The sequence below is a fragment of the Pedobacter sp. NO84 genome (assembly GCF_059703915.1).
Genome location: NZ_AP046575.1, coordinates 208,387 through 232,004, shown reverse-complemented (window position 1 = coordinate 232,004; position 23,618 = coordinate 208,387). Strand labels below are relative to the sequence as shown.

The 23,618-nt window shown below is 38.3% G+C and carries 25 protein-coding genes; 6 read left to right on the top strand and 19 right to left on the bottom strand.

The window, feature by feature from the left end; translation table 11 throughout:
• Positions 1-65 precede the first annotated feature (65 nt).
• Together ilvA and AC6H0V_RS01080 are read left to right on the top strand one after the other, a co-directional pair.
• Positions 66-1,310: a threonine ammonia-lyase IlvA gene (ilvA, locus tag AC6H0V_RS01085; protein WP_497561857.1), complete on the top strand. Its 1,245-nt coding sequence runs from the start codon at positions 66-68 to the stop codon at positions 1,308-1,310.
• A 411-nt stretch (positions 1,311-1,721) separates the two neighbouring features.
• Positions 1,722-2,129 (top strand): hypothetical protein, encoded by a 408-nt coding sequence (locus AC6H0V_RS01080; RefSeq protein ID WP_497561856.1) that lies wholly within the window; start codon positions 1,722-1,724, stop codon positions 2,127-2,129.
• 40 nt (positions 2,130-2,169) lie between these two features.
• Here the strand turns inward: AC6H0V_RS01080 and AC6H0V_RS01075 are convergent, their stop codons facing one another.
• The 16 genes from AC6H0V_RS01075 to hemA all read right to left on the bottom strand — a co-directional run bounded on the left by AC6H0V_RS01075 (position 2,170) and on the right by hemA (position 16,722).
• Positions 2,170-3,162, bottom strand: a complete 993-nt coding sequence (locus AC6H0V_RS01075) for an ABC transporter ATP-binding protein (protein WP_497561855.1) — start codon at positions 3,160-3,162, stop codon at positions 2,170-2,172.
• A 270-nt stretch (positions 3,163-3,432) separates the two neighbouring features.
• Entirely contained in the window at positions 3,433-4,233 is an 801-nt protein-coding gene (locus AC6H0V_RS01070) for an outer membrane beta-barrel protein (RefSeq protein ID WP_497561854.1), read from the bottom strand.
• A 151-nt stretch (positions 4,234-4,384) separates the two neighbouring features.
• Positions 4,385-5,134: a hypothetical protein gene (locus AC6H0V_RS01065; RefSeq protein ID WP_497561853.1), complete on the bottom strand. Its 750-nt coding sequence runs from the start codon at positions 5,132-5,134 to the stop codon at positions 4,385-4,387.
• Entirely contained in the window at positions 5,115-5,699 is a 585-nt protein-coding gene (locus AC6H0V_RS01060; protein ID WP_497561852.1) for an RNA polymerase sigma factor, read from the bottom strand. The genes AC6H0V_RS01065 and AC6H0V_RS01060 overlap by 20 nt, the downstream gene beginning before the upstream one ends.
• Before the next feature lie 99 nt (positions 5,700-5,798).
• Positions 5,799-6,926: a lipid A deacylase gene (locus tag AC6H0V_RS01055; protein ID WP_497561851.1), complete on the bottom strand. Its 1,128-nt coding sequence runs from the start codon at positions 6,924-6,926 to the stop codon at positions 5,799-5,801.
• 138 nt (positions 6,927-7,064) lie between these two features.
• Positions 7,065-7,613, bottom strand: coding sequence for a protoporphyrinogen oxidase HemJ (gene hemJ / locus AC6H0V_RS01050; RefSeq protein ID WP_497561850.1), 549 nt, complete (start codon positions 7,611-7,613; stop codon positions 7,065-7,067).
• A 13-nt stretch (positions 7,614-7,626) separates the two neighbouring features.
• Positions 7,627-7,908, bottom strand: coding sequence for a type II toxin-antitoxin system RelE/ParE family toxin (locus AC6H0V_RS01045; RefSeq protein ID WP_497561849.1), 282 nt, complete (start codon positions 7,906-7,908; stop codon positions 7,627-7,629).
• The gene (locus tag AC6H0V_RS01040) at positions 7,909-8,124 is read right to left on the bottom strand and encodes a hypothetical protein (RefSeq protein ID WP_497561848.1); all 216 of its coding nucleotides are present in this window, start codon (positions 8,122-8,124) and stop codon (positions 7,909-7,911) included.
• A 37-nt stretch (positions 8,125-8,161) separates the two neighbouring features.
• Complete coding sequence (gene hemE, locus AC6H0V_RS01035) at positions 8,162-9,187, bottom strand: uroporphyrinogen decarboxylase (RefSeq protein WP_497563354.1); 1,026 nt, start codon at positions 9,185-9,187, stop codon at positions 8,162-8,164.
• 4 nt (positions 9,188-9,191) lie between these two features.
• Entirely contained in the window at positions 9,192-9,710 is a 519-nt protein-coding gene (locus AC6H0V_RS01030; RefSeq protein WP_497561847.1) for a hypothetical protein, read from the bottom strand.
• Entirely contained in the window at positions 9,710-10,417 is a 708-nt protein-coding gene (locus AC6H0V_RS01025) for a response regulator transcription factor (RefSeq protein WP_497561846.1), read from the bottom strand. Before AC6H0V_RS01025 ends, AC6H0V_RS01030 begins: the two co-directional genes overlap by 1 nt.
• Position 10,418: 1 nt before the next feature.
• The gene (locus AC6H0V_RS01020) at positions 10,419-11,285 is read right to left on the bottom strand and encodes a sensor histidine kinase (protein WP_497561845.1); all 867 of its coding nucleotides are present in this window, start codon (positions 11,283-11,285) and stop codon (positions 10,419-10,421) included.
• 1 nt (position 11,286) lies between these two features.
• Positions 11,287-12,678 (bottom strand): glutamate-1-semialdehyde 2,1-aminomutase, encoded by a 1,392-nt coding sequence (gene hemL / locus AC6H0V_RS01015; RefSeq protein WP_497561844.1) that lies wholly within the window; start codon positions 12,676-12,678, stop codon positions 11,287-11,289.
• A 67-nt stretch (positions 12,679-12,745) separates the two neighbouring features.
• Positions 12,746-13,711, bottom strand: a complete 966-nt coding sequence (hemB, locus tag AC6H0V_RS01010; protein ID WP_497561843.1) for a porphobilinogen synthase — start codon at positions 13,709-13,711, stop codon at positions 12,746-12,748.
• A 77-nt stretch (positions 13,712-13,788) separates the two neighbouring features.
• Positions 13,789-15,366 (bottom strand): hydroxymethylbilane synthase, encoded by a 1,578-nt coding sequence (hemC, locus tag AC6H0V_RS01005; RefSeq protein ID WP_497561842.1) that lies wholly within the window; start codon positions 15,364-15,366, stop codon positions 13,789-13,791.
• 129 nt (positions 15,367-15,495) lie between these two features.
• Positions 15,496-16,722, bottom strand: coding sequence for a glutamyl-tRNA reductase (hemA, locus tag AC6H0V_RS01000; protein ID WP_497561841.1), 1,227 nt, complete (start codon positions 16,720-16,722; stop codon positions 15,496-15,498).
• A 212-nt stretch (positions 16,723-16,934) separates the two neighbouring features.
• Here hemA and AC6H0V_RS00995 point away from each other — a divergent pair, with 212 nt between their 5' ends.
• Positions 16,935-17,333: a DoxX family protein gene (locus AC6H0V_RS00995; RefSeq protein ID WP_497561840.1), complete on the top strand. Its 399-nt coding sequence runs from the start codon at positions 16,935-16,937 to the stop codon at positions 17,331-17,333.
• 39 nt (positions 17,334-17,372) lie between these two features.
• Positions 17,373-18,200, top strand: a complete 828-nt coding sequence (locus AC6H0V_RS00990) for an alpha/beta hydrolase family protein (RefSeq protein ID WP_497561839.1) — start codon at positions 17,373-17,375, stop codon at positions 18,198-18,200.
• A 117-nt stretch (positions 18,201-18,317) separates the two neighbouring features.
• On the opposite strand, the gene AC6H0V_RS00985 is transcribed toward AC6H0V_RS00990, so the two are convergent.
• Positions 18,318-19,721, bottom strand: a complete 1,404-nt coding sequence (locus tag AC6H0V_RS00985) for a sensor histidine kinase (protein ID WP_497561838.1) — start codon at positions 19,719-19,721, stop codon at positions 18,318-18,320.
• 159 nt (positions 19,722-19,880) lie between these two features.
• On the opposite strand from AC6H0V_RS00985, the gene AC6H0V_RS00980 reads away from it, so the two are divergent.
• Both AC6H0V_RS00980 and AC6H0V_RS00975 read left to right on the top strand, forming a co-directional pair.
• Complete coding sequence (locus tag AC6H0V_RS00980; RefSeq protein ID WP_497561837.1) at positions 19,881-20,213, top strand: cupin domain-containing protein; 333 nt, start codon at positions 19,881-19,883, stop codon at positions 20,211-20,213.
• A 184-nt stretch (positions 20,214-20,397) separates the two neighbouring features.
• Positions 20,398-20,820, top strand: a complete 423-nt coding sequence (locus tag AC6H0V_RS00975) for a secondary thiamine-phosphate synthase enzyme YjbQ (protein WP_497563353.1) — start codon at positions 20,398-20,400, stop codon at positions 20,818-20,820.
• A gap of 36 nt (positions 20,821-20,856) precedes the next feature.
• Here AC6H0V_RS00975 and ispG read toward each other — a convergent pair whose 3' ends face one another.
• Together ispG and AC6H0V_RS00965 are read right to left on the bottom strand one after the other, a co-directional pair.
• Positions 20,857-22,863 (bottom strand): (E)-4-hydroxy-3-methylbut-2-enyl-diphosphate synthase, encoded by a 2,007-nt coding sequence (gene ispG / locus AC6H0V_RS00970; RefSeq protein ID WP_497561836.1) that lies wholly within the window; start codon positions 22,861-22,863, stop codon positions 20,857-20,859.
• Positions 22,864-22,981: 118 nt separating this feature from the next.
• Positions 22,982-23,590, bottom strand: coding sequence for an RDD family protein (locus AC6H0V_RS00965; RefSeq protein ID WP_497561835.1), 609 nt, complete (start codon positions 23,588-23,590; stop codon positions 22,982-22,984).
• Positions 23,591-23,618: the final 28 nt, after the last annotated feature.

The window sequence follows — 23,618 nt, the reverse complement described above, 5'->3', positions numbered from 1 at the left end:
GGAAGGTGGAGATAATGGTCACAATCGGTGTAATCAACCACGAAGCGAAATGAATTAATGAACTAATGAACAACACTTATACATTTGATTTCCTAGCGGCCGCAGCAAGGCTGAAAGATACCGTGCTCCATACTCCCTTAGAGTATAACGAGCGGCTTTCGGAAAAATATCAGGCAGAAATTTATTTAAAACGCGAAGACAAGCAGGTTGTGCGTTCGTATAAATTACGAGGGGCCTATAACATGATGAGCCAGATACCTGTAGCGCAAATCCAGAATGGCGTAGTGTGCGCAAGTGCCGGTAACCATGCACAGGGCGTAGCCTATTCCTGCAAAAAACTGAAGATTAAGGGCACCATCTTTATGCCTGAAATCACTCCAAAACAAAAAATTAGTCAAACAACTTTATTTGGCAACGGTTGGATCAACATTGTGTTGGTAGGCGATACTTTTGACGATTGTTTAGCTGAAGCATTACGGTTCACTGCTGATCAGGGGATGATATTTGTGCCCCCTTTTGATAATTATCACGTAATTGAAGGTCAGGGAACAGTGGGTGTAGAGATTTTACAGGATCTACCAGAAACTGAAGTGGTAATTATGCCTATTGGCGGAGGTGGATTAGCGTCGGGCTCTGGTACATATTTGAAACAACAAAATCCTCAAATTCAATTAATAGGAGTAGAACCTGAAGGAGCTCCATCAATGGAAGCTGCGTTTAAAGCGGGAAGACCAATTAAATTGGAACAGATTAACCGTTTTATCGATGGCGCAGCCGTTAAGTCGGTGGGCTTACTCACCTATCCTATCTGTAAAGAAGTGTTGGATCAAATTTTATTAATCCCAGAGGGAAAAGTATGCACCAGCATTTTAAAACTATACAATGAAGATGCCATAGTAGCTGAACCTGCGGGAGCGTTGGCCGTGGCTTCACTAGATTTATGTGCAGCACACATTAAGGGCAAAAAAGTGGTTTGTATTGTGAGTGGGGGCAATAACGACATTGAGCGTATGCAGGAGATCAAAGAAAAGTCCTTGCTTTTTGAAGGGTTAAAGCACTATTTCATTGTTCGTTTCCCACAAAGACCGGGAGCGTTGAAACTCTTTGTTAATGATGTGTTGGGACCGCATGACGATATTACACGCTTTGAGTTTATTAAAAAAACGGAGCGCGAAAACGGACCTGCTTTAGTTGGCATCGAACTTAAAGACCCTGAAGATTATAAAGGTTTGCTAGAGAGAATGAAAGCTTTCAAATTTGATATTATCGAATTGAACCAAGACCAGACGTTGTTTGAGTATTTGGTTTAAGCAGGGGGCAGAGGGCATAGAGTGATAAGACACTGGCACAAATCTATGCATCTTTGGCCATTTGTTATCTGACTGTTTAATGTCCAAAGCGATCATAACAAATTTTTATCGGTCGGTTTCTCCACCGACAGAAAATGATTCATCGGCCGCCTAAATTATTAGTAATAGATTATGTCCACACCTTTGTAATCTGTGGTTTTCAATTTCAACCTACGTATCTTTTCCATTTATCTATCAATATCTATCTGACGGCGTTTCCTCCCACGAAAAACAAATTGTATACATGGCATGTGACACCAGCCTCTAGGTAATTCATTTTTAATGGAATATTGTAAAGGCTGTATTTTTTCTATGCATGCATATCATTTTTGGCAATAGTTTTGCATTAATATGAGCAAACACACACACAACATGAAAAAGTTAACTTTCCTATTCATTTGCATCGCCTCACTAGGTTTGGCGTCTTGCAAAAAAGACACTATTGTCTCCCAAACTACACCTAACATTACAATTGTTAGGGATGTATCGCCAAGTCAATGGATTTTAAGCCCAAATGGTCAGACTTACAGTGCAGAACTTTCAATTTCTGCAATTGATCAATACCACTTGGACAATGAGGGTACACTAGTTTACATCTCTTACAACAACGGAGGCAGCTATATCCAGTTGCCATTCGTATACAATGTAGATGCCTATAGTTATGAGATTTATCCAGGTAAACTTGCGATTGACATTCAAAGTTCTGATTTTCAGAACAGAAATCCACTTAGGCCAACTTCTAATGTTAGGATTAAAGTTGTACTAATTGCTTCGGAGTAAAGCGTTTGGCGAAAAGCATTGAGCGTTGGTTCAAATACGATTAAAACTCTAAAAAACGACTAATATTCGCTTGAATATAGTCGTTTTTTTTATGTTCTCCACTGTTGAGTTGGAGGGCCCTGATTTTTACCCCATTACGTTCCAATAAAAGCTCGTCGTAAAAACCTTTGTAATATACTTCTAGCACTTCAAACCTTTTACTATTCCAACTGCGCTTAAGTTCTACCCATTCTGGATAAAAAACTACACTTGGTTTGGTTGCTTTAATTCCTAGCTGCATCGCTTCCTGTGAGGTTAGACTTATGGCATTGCCTAAGATTTGTGCCGTATATAAATTAGAAGGATGCTGATATATGTTTTCTGGCCTATCATTCTGCAACAGTTTGCCTTCTTTTAAGATCAATAACTGATCAGCCAGGAAAAGCCCATCTGTAGGATCATGAGAAACCAATATAATGGTGAGCCCAGTTTCTTTAGCAAGGCGCTTGATATCGGCACGCAGCTGGTTTTTCAATAGATAATCTACCTGACTAAAGGGTTCATCCAGGAGCAGGATTTTAGTATCGCTCACCAAAGCCTTGGCTATCGCTACCCGTTGCTGTTCTCCCCCACTTAACTCGGTTATTTTTTTGTCTTTTAAATGGTGGATGTGCAGGTGGTGCATCACTTCCAACGTTTTAGATTCCTTTGCCGCTACATCTGTATTAGCCAACATTGATGCAATATTATCGTAGACCTTGGCGTAAATGTTTAGCGAAAAATCTTGGGTAACCATTTTCATTTCCAAGTTACCTGGAATGAGCTGTTCGTCTGGTCCCAAAACGCGATTGTTATTAAAAAGAACCTCCCCTTCATCAGGCTTTAGCAAACCATAAATACATTTTAACAATGTTGATTTACCACTCCCACTTTCGCCAATAATGGCAACAATATCTCCTCGTTTAATCGAGAAGCTAATATTTTTTACACCTGAAGCTTGTGTTTCCTGATACTGCTTTGTTAAATTCTGTACGGTAAGAAGTTGATCATTCACGTTGTAAATATAAAGAAGAAAGTTGAGAGTTTGCAGTTTGACAGTTTGGAGTTGGCAGTTTCAGTACACCAAAGGAAATCGCTGTAATCAATATATCTGTGAAATCATTTCTCCCGATAGCTATCGGGACGGTGTAATCATTTAAAAAAAATCCCGCAACTTGCGCTGCAGGATCTGGATTTATTTGTGTGTGTTTGGTTTATTGGTTCATTAGTCGTTTCAAGTCGCAACTACCAACTGAAAAATGAAAATTGATAACTGATAACTGGTTTAGTTCAACCCAAAGGTTAATCCGAATGCCATATTTTTCAAGCCTTTTTGTGGTGCACTATCAAACATATCGTTTGCGTAGTATTTGGCGAATACGGCTAGTCCATTGGTTCCCAAGCGCAGTGTGCCACCGTAACGGAAGGTTGTGAAATTATAATCATCATTAAATTTCTGTTTTCCATTCTCATCGCTGATCTGTTTAACCTTACCATCAATCAAGAAGCCAACTTCTGGACCAACTACTACGTAAAATCTTCTGCCCTTGTTGCTTTCTTTAGTCCTGAATTCGAAGTTCAACGGAATATGGAAATAGCTGCTTGAAAAACGATTTTTGCTAAAAATAATGTTTTCTGTTTTATAAGTCAGTACTGGTTGATCGGGCTGGATGGTAATGTTTTTCCTCAATCTAATTAAAGTCCAGTCGAAACCACCTGCTACATAAATTTTAAAGTTTGGATTAAATCTGTAGCCCATTTGGAGAACATCGAAAGATACATTACTTGTTTTCCATGATCTATAATCTAAAAAATCATTTGTTGGAGATAGCTTAAAGCTGCCGTTATCAACTAATTTGGCAAAACCAAGATCAAAGCGGGTAAAGGTTATACCACCTACAAAGTGCCCTTTACGTGCAACGTAATTTCCTGCACTATCTTTTTTTGTTTTACCTATAGAGATACTTACCCCATAGTTAATGTCCTTGTTTTTGCGTTTAACGCTATCCTGTTGTGCACTTGCACTTGTTGCTGCGAAGAAGGTAAGCCCGCTTACCATTACTGCTGTTAATATAAAGGTTTTCATCTGTGTGTTTGTTTGTTGGTGTTATATGTGTTTGTTGTAATGTTTAAATGTTGTAACGTTGAAATGTTAAGGCTACCCTCTCATCCTCAATCCTCTCATCCTTAAATCCTATTAATCCTAGTCCATCCTATTAATCCTAGTCTATCTTAGTCTATTTGTTCTTTTTGTTCAATTTTAAAAAACCAATGTTTATTCCAATTATCGATGAGTTATCATCATCATCAGTATTAAATCTTACTAGTTTTTTGTCTCTTTTATCCACTTTATCTACCACGTAATTAACCAAATCACCTACATTTCTAATTCCTTTTCGTTCAGAAACAACTTCGGTTCCTTTGCTAGCGATATCTTCATCCTCTTGTGCTATTGCTGCAATCACCACCTTATTCTCTAGTTGTGCTTCTTTGATCGGCAACACGTCTATTGGTTTTGGATCTTGTTGTTTAATAGGTAGACGCTCGGTTGCATTGTTCGGTTGCACGGCCAATTGATTATTTTTAAGGTTATTTTCGATCACATTGTATTTTGATGCCTCAGCTGGTTTAGCCTCCACTTTAGTGGCTTTAGCTCCAGTTTTGGCAACCAATGGTTTTACTGCACTGGGTGTTTCAGAAGCCACACCAGTGGTAATAAGTGTATCCTTTGGGGCAACTGGTGTTACTTGTGCAATTGGATCGGTGCCTCGCATATACTTCACCTCTTTCTTTTGTAGAACTAAAATTGCGGTAAACGCAATAGCTACTGTTGCCGCTGCCATCCAGTAAATAGGAAAGGTGCGTTTCTTTTTAGGCTCCAAATCTTTTTCTATACTGGCCCATAAATTTGTAGATGGTTCTATTTCTGCATCTTTGAATTTGTCTCTAAACAGATTATCGAATTCTTTATCCGGCATGTGTTGCATAACCAAAGCCCTCCATTTTAATAATTTCTTGTTGCAATATTGCTCTCGCTCTTGATAATTGCGATTTGCTGGCACCTTCTGAAATGCCTAGTGTTTCTGCAATCTCTTTGTGCGAATAACCTTCAATGATATACATGTTAAACACCATGCGATATCCATCGGCCAATTTTTGTATCACTTTCATTAAATCCTGCATCCCTAAGCTACTGTAAGCGTCCCGATAGCTATCGGGACCAAGCGACGGCTGTTCGTAGGCATCTTCAATAGGCACAATGCTTAATGTGCGCAAATTTTTTCTATAACTTTCTATTGCTGTGTTTACCATTATCCTACGTATCCAACCTTCAAAAGAACCCTCTCCACGATACTCCTTAACTTTCTGGAAAATTTTAACGTATCCCATTTGCAACACGTCCTCAGCTTCCATCCTGTCTTTGGCGTAACGCATACACACTGCTAACATTTTGGATGCAGTTTGCTTATACAGCAATTCCTGCATCTGCCTGTTGCCAGCCTTGCAGCCTTCCATCAAGTCGTTAATTGTATATGTTTTTGTCACCTTCATTTGTTGTTTGTATAAGGTAGATGAAGATCGGAAAGAAAAGGTTGCATGGTTGGAGAAAAAAATTAGCTTATTAGAAAATTGGCTTATTAGCTAATTATTTTATTTCCTCTTGAATAGTCGAAAATCTTCCTTATACGTTAAAAATAAACTATGATTAAATTGGAGTTGCGAATCAGAATGATCCAAATCAACATGCGGCTCAAAGCGTACATCCAGGTACAAATTCGGGATCAACTGTTTCTGGTACACATAGCGCAATGCCAAAATACTTCGACTCTGCTGTTTAAATCCAGCATCATACAAAGTTTCTGAAACAGATTGATAAAGTTGCATCCCTTTTATAGTGATAAAGTTATTGCCCTTCCAATAGGAGGCAATCAGATTTCCCCACTTGGTATCAACCCCGGCATTTAGCCAAATACCAAATCCACCCTGATAAGCACGTACTTTTGTGGGCGAAAAATCTTTATAAACAGCAATATAATTATCGGTGTACACTTCTTTTACTTTCGCGCCTATTGTTTTGTGCAGTTTAAATCCTGTAGCACCATTAAATAACGTACTAATTGGAATAGATTTCAATACATCAATCTGCCCCCCTTGATGGTAGGCCAGGAATTGGACAGGTATACTCAGTTTCAAGTTACCAGTCTTTAATACGGTCGATTCTAGGTTTACCCCACCAATAATTTCTTCTTTTTGGTCATCACCCTTGTAGATCATTTTTTGCCAGGCAATCCAACTATCCAATTTAAACTTCTCCCGATCAACCAGCAATTGCGTTCCGTATTCGATAGGCGTGGTTATTTTCCGTTCAAAATCATAAATAGGTTCTATATAATTGTGCTGGATATTTCCCTCCAAACTTCCAAAGATCAGTGTAAGGTTGCGTTTGTGATATTTAAGACTAAATAAGGGCTTGGCATCATAAATGCCTTCGTTACCAAAATCCTTGCGTAAATAAGCACCCGCAGTTAGTGCTAAATTGGGATTTGCATAGTAAACCACTTGGGGTTCGATCTGTGTACCATACAGGGTATAACCATCATGGAACTTGTTCGAATACTCGTAATTCCTAACGTAGTTGAAATTGTAAAAATTGAAATGAAGTTCTTGGCTTAGGGTATCTGATGGACGAATACGGTTAAAAAGGGACTCATTGTTTAATTGAGCTTTTGTAGAAACCGAAAGCAGAGAGATAAAAGCTAAAAGTAGTGTTTTCTTCATGACGCTAATTTAACTTAAATCTACAAGATTAATTCCTTGTATTGTCACGAACTAATAAGTTGTCAGTCTGAGCGTAGTCGAAGACCAAATTTTTCTATTTAACCATAAATCCTTCAACTACGCTCAGGATGACATCTTCTAACTGCTTTTTTTCTCTCTGTATCTTTTATAAATCTTTACAGCAATCATTATCACAGCCGAGAAAATAATCAAGCCCAACAATCCATAGATCCAGTTTACGGCACTTTTTAAAATTACGGTAAATACAATGGCTACCAATAGGATAGTGGCTACTTCGTTCCACAATCTAAGTTGGGTAGAAGAATAGGTAAAGATCCCCTTTCTCATCTGCTTCATGATGTGTTGGCAAATAAAATGATAGATTAACAATAAAACAACAAAACCTAGCTTTACCTGCATCCAATTTTGTTGTAATAGGAAAGGGCGGGTATAGAGCATCAATGCACCGGCCAAAACGGTTATGCACATTGCAGGTATAGTAATAATGCTCCACAAACGTCCTTCAATCTTCTCGAATTCTTTTTGGAGGATGTTTTTTTCTATTTCTGGCCTATCATTGGCCTCAGTATGATAAATAAACAACCGAACACTATAAAACAATCCAGCCATCCAGCTTACAACGAAGATGATGTGGGTAGCGAGGATGTAGGCGTAGTAGTCTTCCATTAACAGTTAAGCATTAAAAAAGGTCAGAATGTGAGCCAAGCCTCAATAGAATAATCTCTTTATTATCAATTATTTCAAACCAAATGATGAGTAGATCTGGCTTGATATGAGCTTCCCAATCATTATCATAATTACCACTTAATTTGTGAGGTCTATGTTTTTTGTCAATACCAGAAACTCCTTCGATTTGAAGCTTCTCTAAAAAATCAGTAATGTAGGTTGCATTTTTAGCAGAACGTTTTAAAATAGTCTTAACATCCTTCTTAAATTGGTTTGTTGGTCTTAAAACAAACATTTATAACGAATTTATAAAAGATTTGATGTCTTGGATAGGTTCCCCTATTTCCTTGCCATTATGAGCTTTTTCAATTGTTTTTAATGTTAGAGCATTTGGAGTTTTAGCATCTTTTTTTCCAACTGAATGGCTATGAATTTTAACACCAAGTTCAATTAAAAGTTGCTTCACGAGAGCGCTTTTTTTGTCCGGAATATTTATAATCAGCGTTTCCATATACAAATATAATAAATTTCGATTATTAGGCGTGGGTTTAATATTTAAATTCCTTCACCACCTCTATCGCATATTTAACATTATCGAAAGGAATATCAGGCATAATGCCATGACCTAAGTTAAAGATAAAACCTTGTTCGCCACGCATCCGTTCAAACAACTGTAAGATGTGCTTTTTAATCACTGGCTTATCGGCATACAGAATATGTGGATCCAGATTTCCTTGAACTGCAATTCCTTTTGGCAATGCATTTTTAATATTCAACAAGTCTGCATTCCAATCAACCGAGATTACATCAGGTTTCGATTCAGCCATGATCGGCGCAAAAACCGAGCTTCCTTTGCAGAAAGAAATCACTGGAATATTTGTTCTGTTTAATCCGGAAATTATCTGTTGGTTATATTGGTGCGAGAATTCCTGATAATCATTCCATGACAAGGCCAATGCCCAACTATCAAACAACTGCACGGCATTTACACCTGCTTCAATTTGCAAGTTCAAATAATCTGTAGTTACTTTTGCGATTTTTGCCAACAGGCGATGTGCAAGTTCAGGATGATTGTGAATTAATAATTTGGTTAACTTAAAATCTTTAGAAGAACCGCCTTCAACCAAATAGCTCATCACGGTAAAAGGAGCCCCTGCAAAGCCAATTAATGGAATACTTCCATTTAAACGTTGCTGGATAACCTTAATTGCCTCGGCCACATACTGTAAACGGTGCATTACATCAGTTTCTAATTGCTCGATGTCGTTTTCGGTACGAATTGGGTTGGCAAATTTTGGGCCTATACCTTGGGTAAAACTCAAATCGCCTCCCATGGCTTCGCCCGTTACCAGGATATCACAAAATAGAATGGCTGCATCGATGCCTAGTAAATCAACGGGTAACATTGTAACATCAGCAGCTATTTCAGGTGTTTTGCACATCTCTAAAAAGGAATATTTGTTTTTAATTTCCCAATATTGAGGCATGAAACGACCGGCTTGGCGCATCATCCACACAGGTGGACGTTCGGTAGTCTTAGAAAATGCGGCATCTAAAAATAAGTTGTTCTTCATCATGTTATGCCAAACTATTGGCTTCCTTCTCTATAATTTTAATAATTTCTTTCGCTCTTGACGTTACGGCCAGTTCTTTTGCCCTTTCTAAATAAGTTTTAGCACGTTCAACATCTTTTTTACGCAAGGCGAGATTAGCTAAATGGATCATTACAAAAGCTTTATCATTTTTTCCTCCCAAGGGGAAGCGGCTCGCAATCTGAAAATGAAATTCGGCGGTTTCAAAGTCCTCTCGTTGCAGTGCGATGTTCGCCTTCATAAATTCGTAATATCCGCGGCGATTTTTAGCCAATCGGTCTGGATTGCCAACCTCTGCTAAGATCTTTTCGGCCCTATCGTAATCTGCATCCTTAAAATGTTTGGAAGCCAACAATATAGAACTATGTTTAAAGTGGCTCCACAATATAAAAGCAAAGAGAAAACTGGATATCGCGGCGAGCTGATATTGTACATAAACTAAACTTACCAATGCAGAAATGGCAAAGATTGCCATCAAAACATACCTACTTTTTGTATTATACATTAATTGGCTACGTCTGTAAATTTATACCCTACTCCTCTAATCGAGTGAAAATATACTGGGTTTTTCTGGTCTGGCTCAAAATACTTACGGAAAGTGAGGATAAAATTATCTATGGTTCGTGTTGATGGATATACATCGTAGTTCCACACGGTTTCGAGAATTTGTTCACGGGAAACCGCATCATTTTTACGCTCAATTAAGAGTTTAAGCAACATGGTTTCTTTTTTGGTTAAAGGCACAATGGTTCCATCATCCTGTTTTAACTCGAAAGAATTAAAATAAATGGTTTTATCCCCAATCTTATACGAATTCAATTCTTTCAGGTCATCAGATTTTAGGCTACGCTTAACCAAAATCCCTACGCGTAAAATCAGTTCTTCTAAGTTAAATGGTTTAACAAGATAATCGTCTGCACCTTTTTTAAGGCCCATCACTCGGTCTTCACTTGTATTTTTTGCTGTTAGGAACAAGATCGGCACTTCGGTATTTTCCAAGCGAATGGTTTCACAAACTTGGAAGCCATCCATTTCTGGAAGCATTACATCCAAAATAATCAGGTTGAAACGCTCTTCCTTAAATACTTTTAATGCAGTTTTGCCGTCTTTAACAGCATGAACTTTATAACCCTCAAGCTCGAGGTTTAATTTTATGGCATCTAATAAATGATCTTCATCTTCTACCAATAATATTCTTAATTTTTGTGGCATATCAATTAAATGTTACTTCAAAAATTGCACCTTGCGGTACGTTATCTCTAACGCTGATGTCGGCGTCGTGGTTTTGTAATACTTCTTTAACAATAAACAAGCCAAGACCCGTACCTTTAGATTTACGTACATTTTCATCACCAACACGATAAAATTTATCGAAAATTAGCATTTTTTCTTCGTCGGGAATGCCAGGACCTTTGTCAGAAACGATTAAAAGAGGCTTACCGTCATTTTGACAGAGTTCTACTGCAACTTCGGCACAAGGTCCAGAATATTTCACCGCATTTTCTATGAGGTTAGTTACTACGGACGATAAGGCAAATTTATCTCCCATCACTTTAATTTTACCTTGAATTTTGGCATTGATAATTTGTTGGTTACCACAGGAATGAACCTGTAATCGATCGGTAATTTTAGCTACAAGTTCTGAGAAGTCAAATTCTTCTTTTGGAAAAGAATAGGTCCTACTTTCTATCTTGGTAGCCAATAACATATTCTCCACTAAATCATCCAATCGCTCTATGTCCTTTAATGAATTATTGAGCAAAGAAAGTTGCATGGACTTTTCTAGATCTCTTTTTACAATGGTTTGTAAAGATAATTTAATAGCCGCCAAGGGCGATTTAAGTTCATGCGTAACTGATAGTAGGAAATTTTGCTGTTGCTCATGCAATTTATCTTCTTTTTTAATTGATGCATGAATAAAATAAGCACCAACACAGAGCAAAAACAAAAATACAGAGCCCTCGCCCATAACCATCGCTAACTTCTGCGGTTGCAGGCCAATAACAACAGATCCCCACCAAAACATCTCTGCTAAGGCATAAAGGAGAAGGAAATAAAATATGAGAAGAGACTTTTTCATGTTAAGCGTTTGGCGTCTGGCGTTTGGCGTTGAAGACTAAATCTAACGAATCAAATATCGCTCTTTTTGCTTTTTCTAGTTCTATTTTTGTGTGGGCAGCCGAGATAAAACCTACTTCATAACCTGATGGCCCTAAATATATGCCTCTATTTAATAACTCACGGTGCAAGACCTTAAATTTTTCCATACTTGCAGGATCAATAGCTTCGGCAGTTTGGATCTGTGTTTGATCTGTAAATGCGAACCAAAAGATAGAACCAATAGTAAATACTTTAAACTTGTAATTTCTTGCGGTGGCGAAGCGTTGGATACTAGCTGTAAATTCCTGCGTTTTTAACGCTAGCTCTTTATAAAACCCCGAACGCAATAGTTCAGTTAAAGTAGCAATCCCTGCTGCCATAGCTACCGGATTGCCAGAAAGTGTTCCCGCTTGATATACTCCGCCATCAGGCGAAATGTGTCCCATAATTTCGGCCGATGCCCCGTACATTCCAACAGGTAAGCCTCCACCTATTATTTTGCCATAGGTTACAATGTCAGGCATAATACCGTAGTGTGCTGCTGCACCTTCGAAACCTAATCTAAATCCGGTAATTACTTCGTCGAATATTAATAGTGATTGATTTGCAGTACACGCTTCCCTTAAAAACTCGATATACACTTGATCCTGAATTAACAATCCATTATTTGCAGGAACTCCCTCAATAATAACCGCAGCGATCTGATCTTTAAATTGTTCAAAAGCAGTGCTGATGGCTGCTGGATCGTTCAACGGAATTACAATGGTTTCTGCAGCAAAAGAGCTTGGCACGCCGGCCGATGAAGTTTCTCCAAAGGTAACAAGGCCCGACCCAGCCTTTACTAATAGCGAATCGCTATGGCCATGGTAACAGCCCTCAAATTTGATAATTTTATTTTTTCCGGTAAAACCTCTAGCCAATCTAATGGCCGACATTACAGCTTCGGTACCAGAGCTCGTAAACCGAATTTTCTCTACAAAACTATTGTTCTTTATGATCAGTTCTGCCAATTCGTTCTCTAACGCTGTAGGCGCACCGAAACTCATGCCATTTTGCATTACTTCGATTACCTTCTCTCTAATTTTAGCGTTATTATGACCTAAAATTAATGGACCCCAACTTGCGCAAAAATCAATGAACTGATTGCCATCTGCATCCCAAATCATGCAACCGTCGCCTTTTTGAATAAATAATGGCGTCCCATATACTGATTTAAAAGCCCTAACGGGAGAGTTAACCCCACCCGGGAAATAGGTTTTGGATTTTGCATATAAAGCTGCCGATTTCTCCCTACTGATATCCGGTTTGCTCCCCGTATTAATAGGAAGCTCTTCTTCGTTGCCTGAAAATATTTTTTTTAATGATTCTAACATGCTGTGCGTTTGGCGTGGGGCGTGGGGCGTTGGCGCTCGTTTATCACAAGACGCTTAGGGCATTCGCCTACATCCACTTGTTCTCAACTATATCTCTAATATGATACGTAGTAATGATACTTGCTCCTGCTCTAGCAAAGGCATGCATGGTTTCCATTACCACCTTTTGTTCATCTATCCAGCCTTTTTGGGCGGCTGCCTTAACCATCGAATACTCTCCGGATACATTATAACAGGCAATGGGCAGATCTGAGTTCTGTTTTAATTTACTAATGATATCCAAATAGGCCAAAGCCGGTTTTACCATCAACACATCTGCTCCCTCATTTTCGTCTAATAATGCCTCTCTAACTGCTTCGGTGGGATTTCTGAAATCCATTTGGTAAGCTTTTCTATCACCTTTGTTTGGCGCACAATCTGCCGCTTCACGAAAAGGACCATAATATGCCGAAGCAAATTTAGTGGCATGGCTCATGATCGCGGTATTTACAAATCCAGCACCGTCTAATTTATGCCTTATGGCCCCTACTCGCCCATCCATCATATCTGAAGGCGCCAACATATCAGCACCCGCCTCGGCATGATTTAGCGCCATTTTTGCAATCAGCTCAACCGATAGATCATTTTGGATGTAATCATCCTTCATAATCCCACAATGCCCGTGGGTGGTATAAGAACACACACAAACATCTGTTACTACATATAAATCGTCGCCAAAATTTTTCTTTAGCGCTCTTACTGCAACTGGTACCAATGAGTTGATATCGTAGGCGGATTTTGCATCTTCGCTTTTCTCATCACCAACGCCAAAAAGCATGATTTTGTTAACCCCAAGTTTTAACCCTTTCTCTACATCATTTAGTAAAGTATCGGTCGAAAAATGGTTCACACCAGGCATGGCATCAATAGCTTTAACCACTCCAGTGCCGGGCACCACAAAGTAAGGATAGATAAACATATCCTTTGATAATCGCGTTTCGGCAATTAGTTCTCTTACAACTGGGTTCTTTCTTAACCTACGTGGTCTTTGCATACTATATGTGATTACACAGATTTTTAATGATTACACAGATTTTGGTTAATTTTGTTAGTTCAAACTCCTTCCAACCTTTAAACCTCTATCCCAAAAACCGCCTCAGCCAATCCAATCTCATCGGGCGAATAAGGTGTGATATATTTTACACCCATTTCCTCAAATTTTTTGCCCGTAGAATTACCTATGGCGATTACCTTTTGCTCTGGATCTAACAGATTGGCCACAAAGTACGCATCTACATTAGAGGGACTTGTAAAAATGAGCACTTCTGCAGTTGTACCATCTATTTTGTCTTCAATTAAAGTCTCGTAAATGGGTAGATCGATAATCTTAGTGTTTGGGCCTAAAGACTTTTGAATAGTCAATAGCGAATCCTGGGCTCTTGGAAACATTACCGTTTGGCCAATCACCAATTTTGCAAACTCTTCGGCAACTTCAACAATGTCGCCACTTTCGCCCACGAAATCTGCTAGATGCCCAAATTTCCTTAGCGTATCTTCAGAACCTCGCCCAACCACACCAAATTTTACTTTTTTGGCCAACTTCGGATTAAGTTTGAAGAAATATTCTACACCATTCCTACTGCTGAAGAAAATCCAATCTATATTTTTTAAATAAAATGGATCTAGGATATTTACGATGGGAAAGGTTCGGATTAATGATCTTCCCTCGATTTCGATATCGTGTTTTTCGAGAGCCTTTCTGAAATAGCTGTGCTCTCCAATTTCTCTAGAAATGAAGACTTTTGTTGGTTTCTTTCGTTCGGGATCAAATTTAGCAACGATTTTTTCTGCTAAACCCTCTGTATGCGCTGCCCTCAAAAACAAACGATCAGGAAAATCTTCATCAGTTTTGGCCTTCGAAGTCCATACCTCGAAAAACCCATTCTCTTTTTTACAGTAACAACCAAGCGGCATGTGGCATCCACCTTCAAATAGGTTCAATACCTTACGTTCAACCGCTATTTCTTCGGCCGTTGCCGCATCATTGATCTGTTGCAACGCAGTAAAGAGCTCAGTGTCACTCTCCCGTATTTGTATGGCCAAAGCACCTTGTGCGGGCGCCGGTATCAACTCAGTTGTATCTACAACTTCAACATGAAACTCACTTAGGTCGATATTTAACCTGTTCACACCAGCTTTTGCCAATAAGATGGCATCGTAATCTTCATCACGTAATTTTTGGATCCGCGTAGGTACGTTCCCTCTCAGATCTTCGATGTTAAGGTCAGAACGTAGGGAAAGCAATTGCGCTTTACGTCTGTTAGATGAGGTGCCCACCATTGCTCCTTTTTTAAGTGACAATTTCTGGCTGATATCTACGGTATCTTTTAAGATCAATAATAGTTCTGATGGATCTTCGCGTTCGCTTACAGCGGCGATAATCAACCCTGGCGGATTAGTGGTAGGCAAGTCTTTGTGAGAATGTACCGCAATATCAATCGTGCCCTTGATCAGTTCTTCTTCCAGTTCTTTAGTAAAAAAACCTTTTCCTTCCAGCTTATCTAACCTAAGATTTAAAATTTTATCGCCCTGCGTTTTTATTATTTTTAGCTCTGCTTCAATTCCTATGCCGGCCAACCTATCTTTGGTATGGTTAGCTTGCCATAAGGCTAAATCGCTGCCGCGTGTACCGATAATTATTTTCTTCACAGTTGTTTAGTTTTCTGCTAAATTAATAAAATTGAAAGAGATCTGCTTAGAATTAACCCCAAAGACAAAAGACAGAAAGATTTATTAGTAAAGCGTTTGTATTATCTCCAAACTCTAAGCTCCAAACTCCTAACTATTTTTTACGAGTATCTCTTTAGCCATTACCATCGGAATAGTAATACATTTTTTCTCCATATAATCCATCACCCGCTCTAACACTGCTCTAGAGTTATCGTCTAATGTATTAATCTCATTGGCAAAAACACCGTTAATAGCCGTATGTTTAATTTCTTTGATTTTTTTAGGTACATCGCTCATCGCGATCTCTATTTTACGCTGACGAAGCACAGATTCGAATTCTTTGATATTTTCATCGATAATATGTTCAGCATTGATCAGTTCATCATAGCGTTCTTGGATATTTTTACGGGCAGTTTCTTTTAGCGATTCTACCTCGATATAATGTATAGGGAAATTCTGAACAACTGCAGGCGCGGTATCATTTGGGATAGCTAAATCTACGATCACTTTTTTAGCGGTACATCCGTTTAGCAATTTGGCGTAAACTTCTTCGGTAAGAATCGGTTGTGTAGCACTTGTACAAGTAATAATTACATCAAAACCTTTAGTGTAATTTGCCAATTCGCTTAATGGATAAGCAGTTCCGTTGAGTTCTTTGGCAAGCAATTCGGCTTTTGCTAATGTTCTGTTAAATATAGAAAAATTAGAATATTTATGTTTTTTTAAATATTGGGCTATGTTTTTATTGGTTTCTCCGGCGCCGATAACCAACAACCTAGGGTTAGGGCACATGTTCAGCTCCCGCAGCTTACGGTAAGCTAAAGAAACTATTGAAACAGGATTTTTAGCGATATTGGTATTGGTATATACTTCTTTAGCGGTCTTAACAACCCTGTTCATGATCATTCTCATGTAATCGCCCGTAAAACCGGCTATTCGGCAACATTCGTAAGCCTTACGTACCTGAGCTAAGATTTCTTTTTCTCCAACAACTAAACTTTCTAAAGAACAAGAGGTGCGCAAGAGGTGGTTGAATGCTTCACCTTTTTCATATACAGAAACATTCTCTACAAACTGTTCCATGTATTCTTCGGGCAGTCCCATATCCAGAACACGCAAAAAGCGATAAATAAAATTCTTATCAATCTCCTCTCCCGAAGTAAAAATAAATTCAACACGGTTACATGTACCGACATAAAATATCTCTTTGATATTTAATTCCGATTGGATATTATTCAACCTATCATCCAGCGTATGCTCGCATATTACCAGTTTACCTAATGCTTTTAGGTCTATCTGCTGATGCGTAAATGCAATAATCTTTAAATATTCCAAAATGGTTACAGCGTATTATTTTTTGCGTAACAAAAGTATCAACCTAAAACCTCAAAACTGTCATTAGGCTGTAATTTAGGCTAATTTAGAAAGGTTTTAAATTATAATACGTGTTGACTAAGGCCATGGTAAATCTTTCAAAATGCTTTGACAATAAACTGACAAAAACTAACTAGCTTATTAACTAATTTGTAATTAGCTAATCTAGTTCAATGATCATCAAAAAAATAGCATTAGGTTTGCTTATCGGCTTTTATTTTCTTGCTGGAGTTAATCATTTCAGAAACCCTTTTCCCTATCTCAGTATTATTCCGCCCTATTTACCCGCACCAGTTGTGCTAAATTACTTGGCTGGTTGCTTCGAAATCTTATTTGCTTTATTACTTTTTCCGCCAACAACCAGAAAGTATGCAGGTTGGGGCATCATTTTAATGCTGATAGCTTTTATGCCCGCACATATTTATATGATTAGCAAAGCAAATCAGGGTCCTTACTTGTTAGGAAAATGGACGATAACTCCATTTTTAGCTTGGCTAAGAATCCCCTTTCAGATTTTATTCATCTTGTGGGCCTATTGGTGTTCGAAGTTTAGGTTTAAGTTGATTAACTGAGATAATTGGTTAATTGGTTAATTGTTGATTAAACTTGTTATGATTAAAGTAGAAAACCACCGCATTATTGGGAGTAGTGAAAAGCCCATTTTAATGGATCTCACCTTTGATGAAAGGCAACCAAATGCTCCTTTAGTAATTTTTGTTCACGGCTTTAAAGGTTTTAAAGATTGGGGAGCCCATCATTTAACTGCCCGTTATTTTGCTCAGAATGGATATCGTCACCTAAAATTTAACTTGTCGCACAGTGGTGTTCCTGCAGACAAACCAACAGATGTGAGCGATATGGAATCATTTGCATCAAACACCTTTTCTAAAGAAATGTTAGATATTGATGTTGTAATTGATTATGCGTTAAAAAATTTAAGTGCTGATGCGGTAATTTTAATCGGCCATAGTCGCGGTGGCGGACTAAGCATTCTGCAATCGGCTGAAAATCCTCACATTAAAGCTTTGATCACTTGGAGCTCAATTGCCGATTTTAGTAGCCTATGGGCGAAAGAAAAGGAAGAAGAGTGGAAAAAAGATGGAAAAATCTATGTGGTGAATGCCCGGACACAAGAAAAAATGCCCTTAAATGTTACGCTGCTAGATGATTTCGACTCAAATAAAGACAAACTAAACATTGTTGATGCCGCAAGAAGAATTACTATCCCTTGGTTAATTGTGCATGGCGATGATGATGTGAATGTTCCGTTCGAAACCGCAGAAAAATTGGCCAACGTAAATCCGAACAGTAAATTAATTAAAATTAAAGGCGCTAACCATGTATATGGTGCCTCTCATCCATATACCAGTGAAACTTTACCGCCACAACTATTTCAGGTCTGTGAGAAAAGTGTTGGTTTTTTGAACAAGGTTGAATAATTTTTAAAAATTCTTTATGTAAGTTTCCCTGATAGGAATAAGAATAGTAACTCCCGAAGAAAGAAAAATGTATAAAAAAGGAAAGGGATTCCTACAGAAATGCAAATGGCATATGAGCTAATCCAACTTAGGCAGATACAAAGAGAATTTGCTCCCTTTTCCTTTGGTAGATTCTAATTGAATTGTACCACCTAATTTTTCAACTGCTTGTTTAATAATGTACAACCCTAAACCTGTCCCTCTTTTCTTAGCATTTAGGATATAGAACATTTCAAAAACCTTATGATGATACTCCTTAGCAATACCAATCCCGTTATCCTCAATCTCAATAACAATTTGATTGTCTGAACTTCTAACCATTACTGTGATGTTTTGGGTCTCCTTTTCATGATCGCAATACTTAAATGCATTTGAAATTAAGTTGTTAATTATCATTTTAATAAAAACAGAATCACTATAAATCTCTTCTAAACCATCCTGGATTTTAATCTCAGATTTAACGTTCTGGTTAAGAACAAGATGGTTGTTTAAGGCAAATGAATCTTCAATGATAGCTTTTAAATTAATCTGCTTTGGTTGTGGTGATAGGTTCCTCCTCTGTAATAAAGAAATCACGTCTTTAATAAACAGATCTTGTTTGTCTAGTAAATTATCCATTAAAAGAATATTTTCTTTTATTGAAACCATATCTGTATCAAGAGATGCAATCTTAACAAGACCCTGCAGGGAGGTTAATGGTGCTCTTAAATCATGAGACAAACTATACACGAAAGTATCGAGTTCAAGATTTAGATCAGAGACTTTATCATAGCTTACTTTAAGTTCATTTTTTGATCTATGTAGTTTTGCTATTATCCACATTAGATAAGCAGACAGACTTCCCACGATTGAAATAGTTAAGAATACATTTAACCAATTTAATGACCTTTCAATGTCTCTGGCCAAATTGCTTAATGTTCGAGAAAAATCTATTTCTAATTCAGTTAGTTCAAAATTAGATCTAGAAATATTAAAATAAAGCTGGCTTTTCATCTCATTATCAACCGCGCCTTTGTCTATTGTAGCCTTAAGATTCACAGCCTGCTTTTTGATATCCGTAAGTAAGACCTCAGATTTGATCCATAAACCTACAGCGTGTTTAAACTCCTTAACGTTACTAAAATTCTTGAACAACCAAATGATGTTCGCAATATCATCAGGATGGATTTTACCGTGAATAAAATGATTATATGCAACCGAATCAGGTTCGTTTTTCGACATCGAATGACGAGCCAAATTATCACTTTCTGGTACTAGCAACGATACATTATATCTATCAAAGTAAAAAGGATCTTGAGTATTTAAGTAATAGGTTAAATTTAATAAAGCATCCTTTTGGCCTTTAGAGTAATTGGATTCGCCATTTATGTAGGACCTGATTCCCGACTTAACCTTAGAGGAGTAATAATTGGATAAAATAAGGATGATTGAAGCCAATGATACTAATAGTACAATTACCTTACTTTGAGCTTTAAAGGACATTATTAAGATGTTGAATATAGCAAGTTATATAACTATTTCTTTATATTTCATTTAAATAAGAATTTTAACTAAAAGACAATACTCTTTTCTAACCACGAATCAGTACTTATTTAGTGCTTAGATAATGAAAAATAGTATTTTTGGCATTATATTTTTATTATGAATAAAGAAATATTCCGCTTATTTAATGAGATTGAAGTAAAAGAAATGACCCCGGGTTTTTTTTCCAAATTAATCCACACAGATAATAATACCATCAATTTTCTGGAAATCAAGGCGGGAAGCGATTCGCCAATTCACAGCCATCCCCACCATCAATGTGCTTTTGTGTTGAAGGGCCAATTTGAAATGACGGTTGGAGACGAAACGCAAGTGTTAGATACAGGTAAGTTTGTTGTCATCCCTGGTGGCATCCTACACGGTGGAAGAGCAATTACAGATTGTACCTTGTTGGATATTTTTAGTCCGGGAAGAGAAGATTTTAAATACTAAAGGCGAGAGCCTTCGGCGTGGAGCGGAGGGCGTTGGGCGGGCAGCGTTTCGGGTTTCGTTAATAATCCCGGAGGATTATATATTTTAGATCATTTAATATGATATTCGACCCCAGCTGGGGTCGTACCAACAGGGATAGTTTTTATTAATATATGGCCTCTACGAGGTCTTTAGCTATACCATGATGCACATTTTTCAAAAAGAACTTACATTAAGACCCCGAATTCGTGGATTTCATCTTATTACCGATGAGATTTTAAGGGCTATTCCAGAAATCGTCTCTATAAAAGCAGGACTGATACAGGTTTTTATCCAACATACGTCAGCTTCGCTTACCATTAACGAAAATGCCGACCCCACTGTACGCCAAGATTTTGAAATGTGGTTTAACAAGGCGGTCCCTGAAAATGATCCAAACTATCGACATGATTATGAGGGAAGCGATGATATGCCGGCACATTTAAAATCAGCTTTGCTAGATACATCGATAACCATTCCCATCACTAACGGAAACTTAAATCTTGGAACTTGGCAGGGAATTTACCTTTGCGAACACCGAAACCACGGAGGTAGCCGGAAGGTGGTGATAACCGTTTGGGGAATTTGAACAGTTTTCTTCCGATAGCAATCGGGATCGCAGTTATCAGTGGGGGGTTTCCACCCAATTTCCATCTTCTTTGATAATCTCAATCAGCTCATCTAATGCAGATGGGGTATTCACATTCTTTTTGATCACTGATTTACCTCGGTACAGCGTAATTTTTCCTGGGCCTGTACCTACATAGCCGTAATCTGCATCGGCCATTTCTCCAGGACCATTTACAATACAGCCCATAATAGCGATCTTAATTCCTTTTAAATGATCGGTTTTGGAACGAATGTATTGAGTGGTTTCCTGCAGATCGAATAACGTACGGCCACAACTCGGACAAGAGATATACTCCGTTTTAGAGATCCTTGTACGTGTAGCCTGCAAAATACCGAAACTTGTGGCGTTTATAATGTTCAATCCAATGGTTGGGGCTGCGGCTATCCAAACACCATCACCAAACCCATCGGTTAGCAATGCCCCTAAATCAGAAGCTGCTTCAAGCATCAGTTGCTCTGGATTGTCGGAGAAATAGCTTCTTTTTATCAATATAGGAACATGGATCTGCCTTTGCTGTAAAGCATTAAACACTAATCGCTGTGCCTGTACCCCTACTTGTTGATTAGTTTCAAGAATTAATACGGTTGTGTTAGCAAATCCTAAAGTTGACAAATTGCTGAGGTCTATTTCATCAGCATTGATAAGTACAAAATTTAGCACATTATCCTTAAGCCCCACATTTTTATATTCAGCAAAATTTAATAGCGGATAACAATTGGTTTTATCTTTTAAGCTTAACCAAGTTTGATAATTATAGACCTGTTTTAAATTCCCTGGAAATGAAAAAGAGGGCAATGAGTCTCCCAGATAAACAAGATCGCAAGCCTGATCTGATAAGTTATATTTATCTAATCCCGCACTATAATTATACCCTACTGCACTTAAAAAATAAGGGTCTTTTAAATTCTGTGTACTAACATCAATCATTACTACGGGCGGGTGATGCCCTCCTATTTGCGCTATCGGAGTGGTTGTTCTTCGTGAATAAGAGTACGGATCGTAGGTAAGAGTGGAAGGTTGGAAGGTTAAAGGGTTGGAAGGTTGTATTTCATACGAACTGACTTCGGGCTTCTGACTTTGGACTTCCGACTGTTTTTCGTATCGATCTGCCAATGCTCTCGCTACTGGAGCCTCAAATTCTGGATCTTCGGTTAACGAAACCCTTATGGTATCTCCAAGTCCATCGGCAAGTAGCGTTCCAATGCCAACTGCCGACTTAATCCGACCATCTTCTCCATCTCCCGCCTCGGTTACACCTAAGTGCAAAGGATAATTCATACCCTCTTTAACCATCGTTTCTACCAAGAGCCGATAAGCTTGAACCATAACTTGGGTATTACTGGCCTTCATTGAGATTACCAGATTATAGTAATTTTGGTCTTCGCACATGCGGATAAATTCCATCGCAGATTCTACCATCCCACGTGGGGTATCACCGTAATGACTCATGATTCGATCTGAAAGAGAACCATGATTGGTACCAATCCTCATCGCCGTACCATATTCTTTACAGATCTTAACCAGTGGCGTAAATTTTTTATATATCCGCTCTAGTTCTTCCTGATAGGCACTAGAGGTGTAGGCTAAATTCTCAAAACGCTTTTTATCTGCGTAATTACCTGGATTTACCCTTACTTTTTCTACAATTCTAGCGGCTGATTCGGCTGCATTTGGGGTAAAATGAATATCTGCAATAAGAGGTACATCATAACCACGTAACCTCAGTTCTTTTTTAATGTTGGCTAAATTTTCAGCTTCTTTAATGCTTGGGGCGGTGATGCGTACATATTCGCAGCCAGATTCAACCATTCGAATGGTTTGTTCAACAGTGGCTAAGGTATCCATCGTATCAGTGGTAGTCATAGATTGGATCCGTATAGGATTTGATCCACCCATGGGGATATTGCCAATCGTTACCTCACGACTTAAAAACCTCGAATAATGGGTTAAACTATTGCAATATCCGCCCTCTAGCGCAAAAGATTTAATTTCTGGTAGCATCGATACAAAGATAGGTGAAAAGTTTGTGAAGTGGAAGGGCGGAGGGCATGGAGCTTAGGCTAGTAAGAATGCCCAACTGAAAATTGAAACCTAAAAACTGTCTAATTGCCAAACCGCTCTACAACAGCCGTTCTTTAACCACCAGCGCATCAGCAAATATATCATGAAAGCACTGTTGTTTCTTATTGAGGAAAAGATAAAAATAACCGAAACACAATGATAAAATAGAAATGAGTTTCCCAAAGTTCCTTCCAAAAGAGTTTCCCACAGACAATGGGCTTCCGAGTGTATCCGTAACCTTGATATTCATCATTCGTTTGCCAATCGTGGCTTGTTTTGAGGTGGCTTCGGCAACACTTCCATATATCAATTTTGCCCAGGGCATAATGATTAAACCTATTAATGCGCTGATCCGGAAGCCCGTCTTGTCTAATACAATGTATAGCAAAAACAGGATAATAAGATAACAGGCAAATAAAACAAGATAATCAATAACAAGTGCAACTGCCCGTTGATCAAAAGAAGCAAAATACTGGGGCATAACCTGTTGGAATTTAAACCCTAAAAGTTCACGGAGCTCGGGAAGTTCATGCGCCTCTTTATAGTCGTCCATTCCCGGTTTCCTTACAAAAGTACCAGCCTTAATGTTTATACTTTTAAGTTCATCGAAATGATATGGACCTGTGGGTTTACCATCAACAACTACGGTATATACTGCTTTCTCCAATGTTAGATGTGAGATATGAGATGTGAGA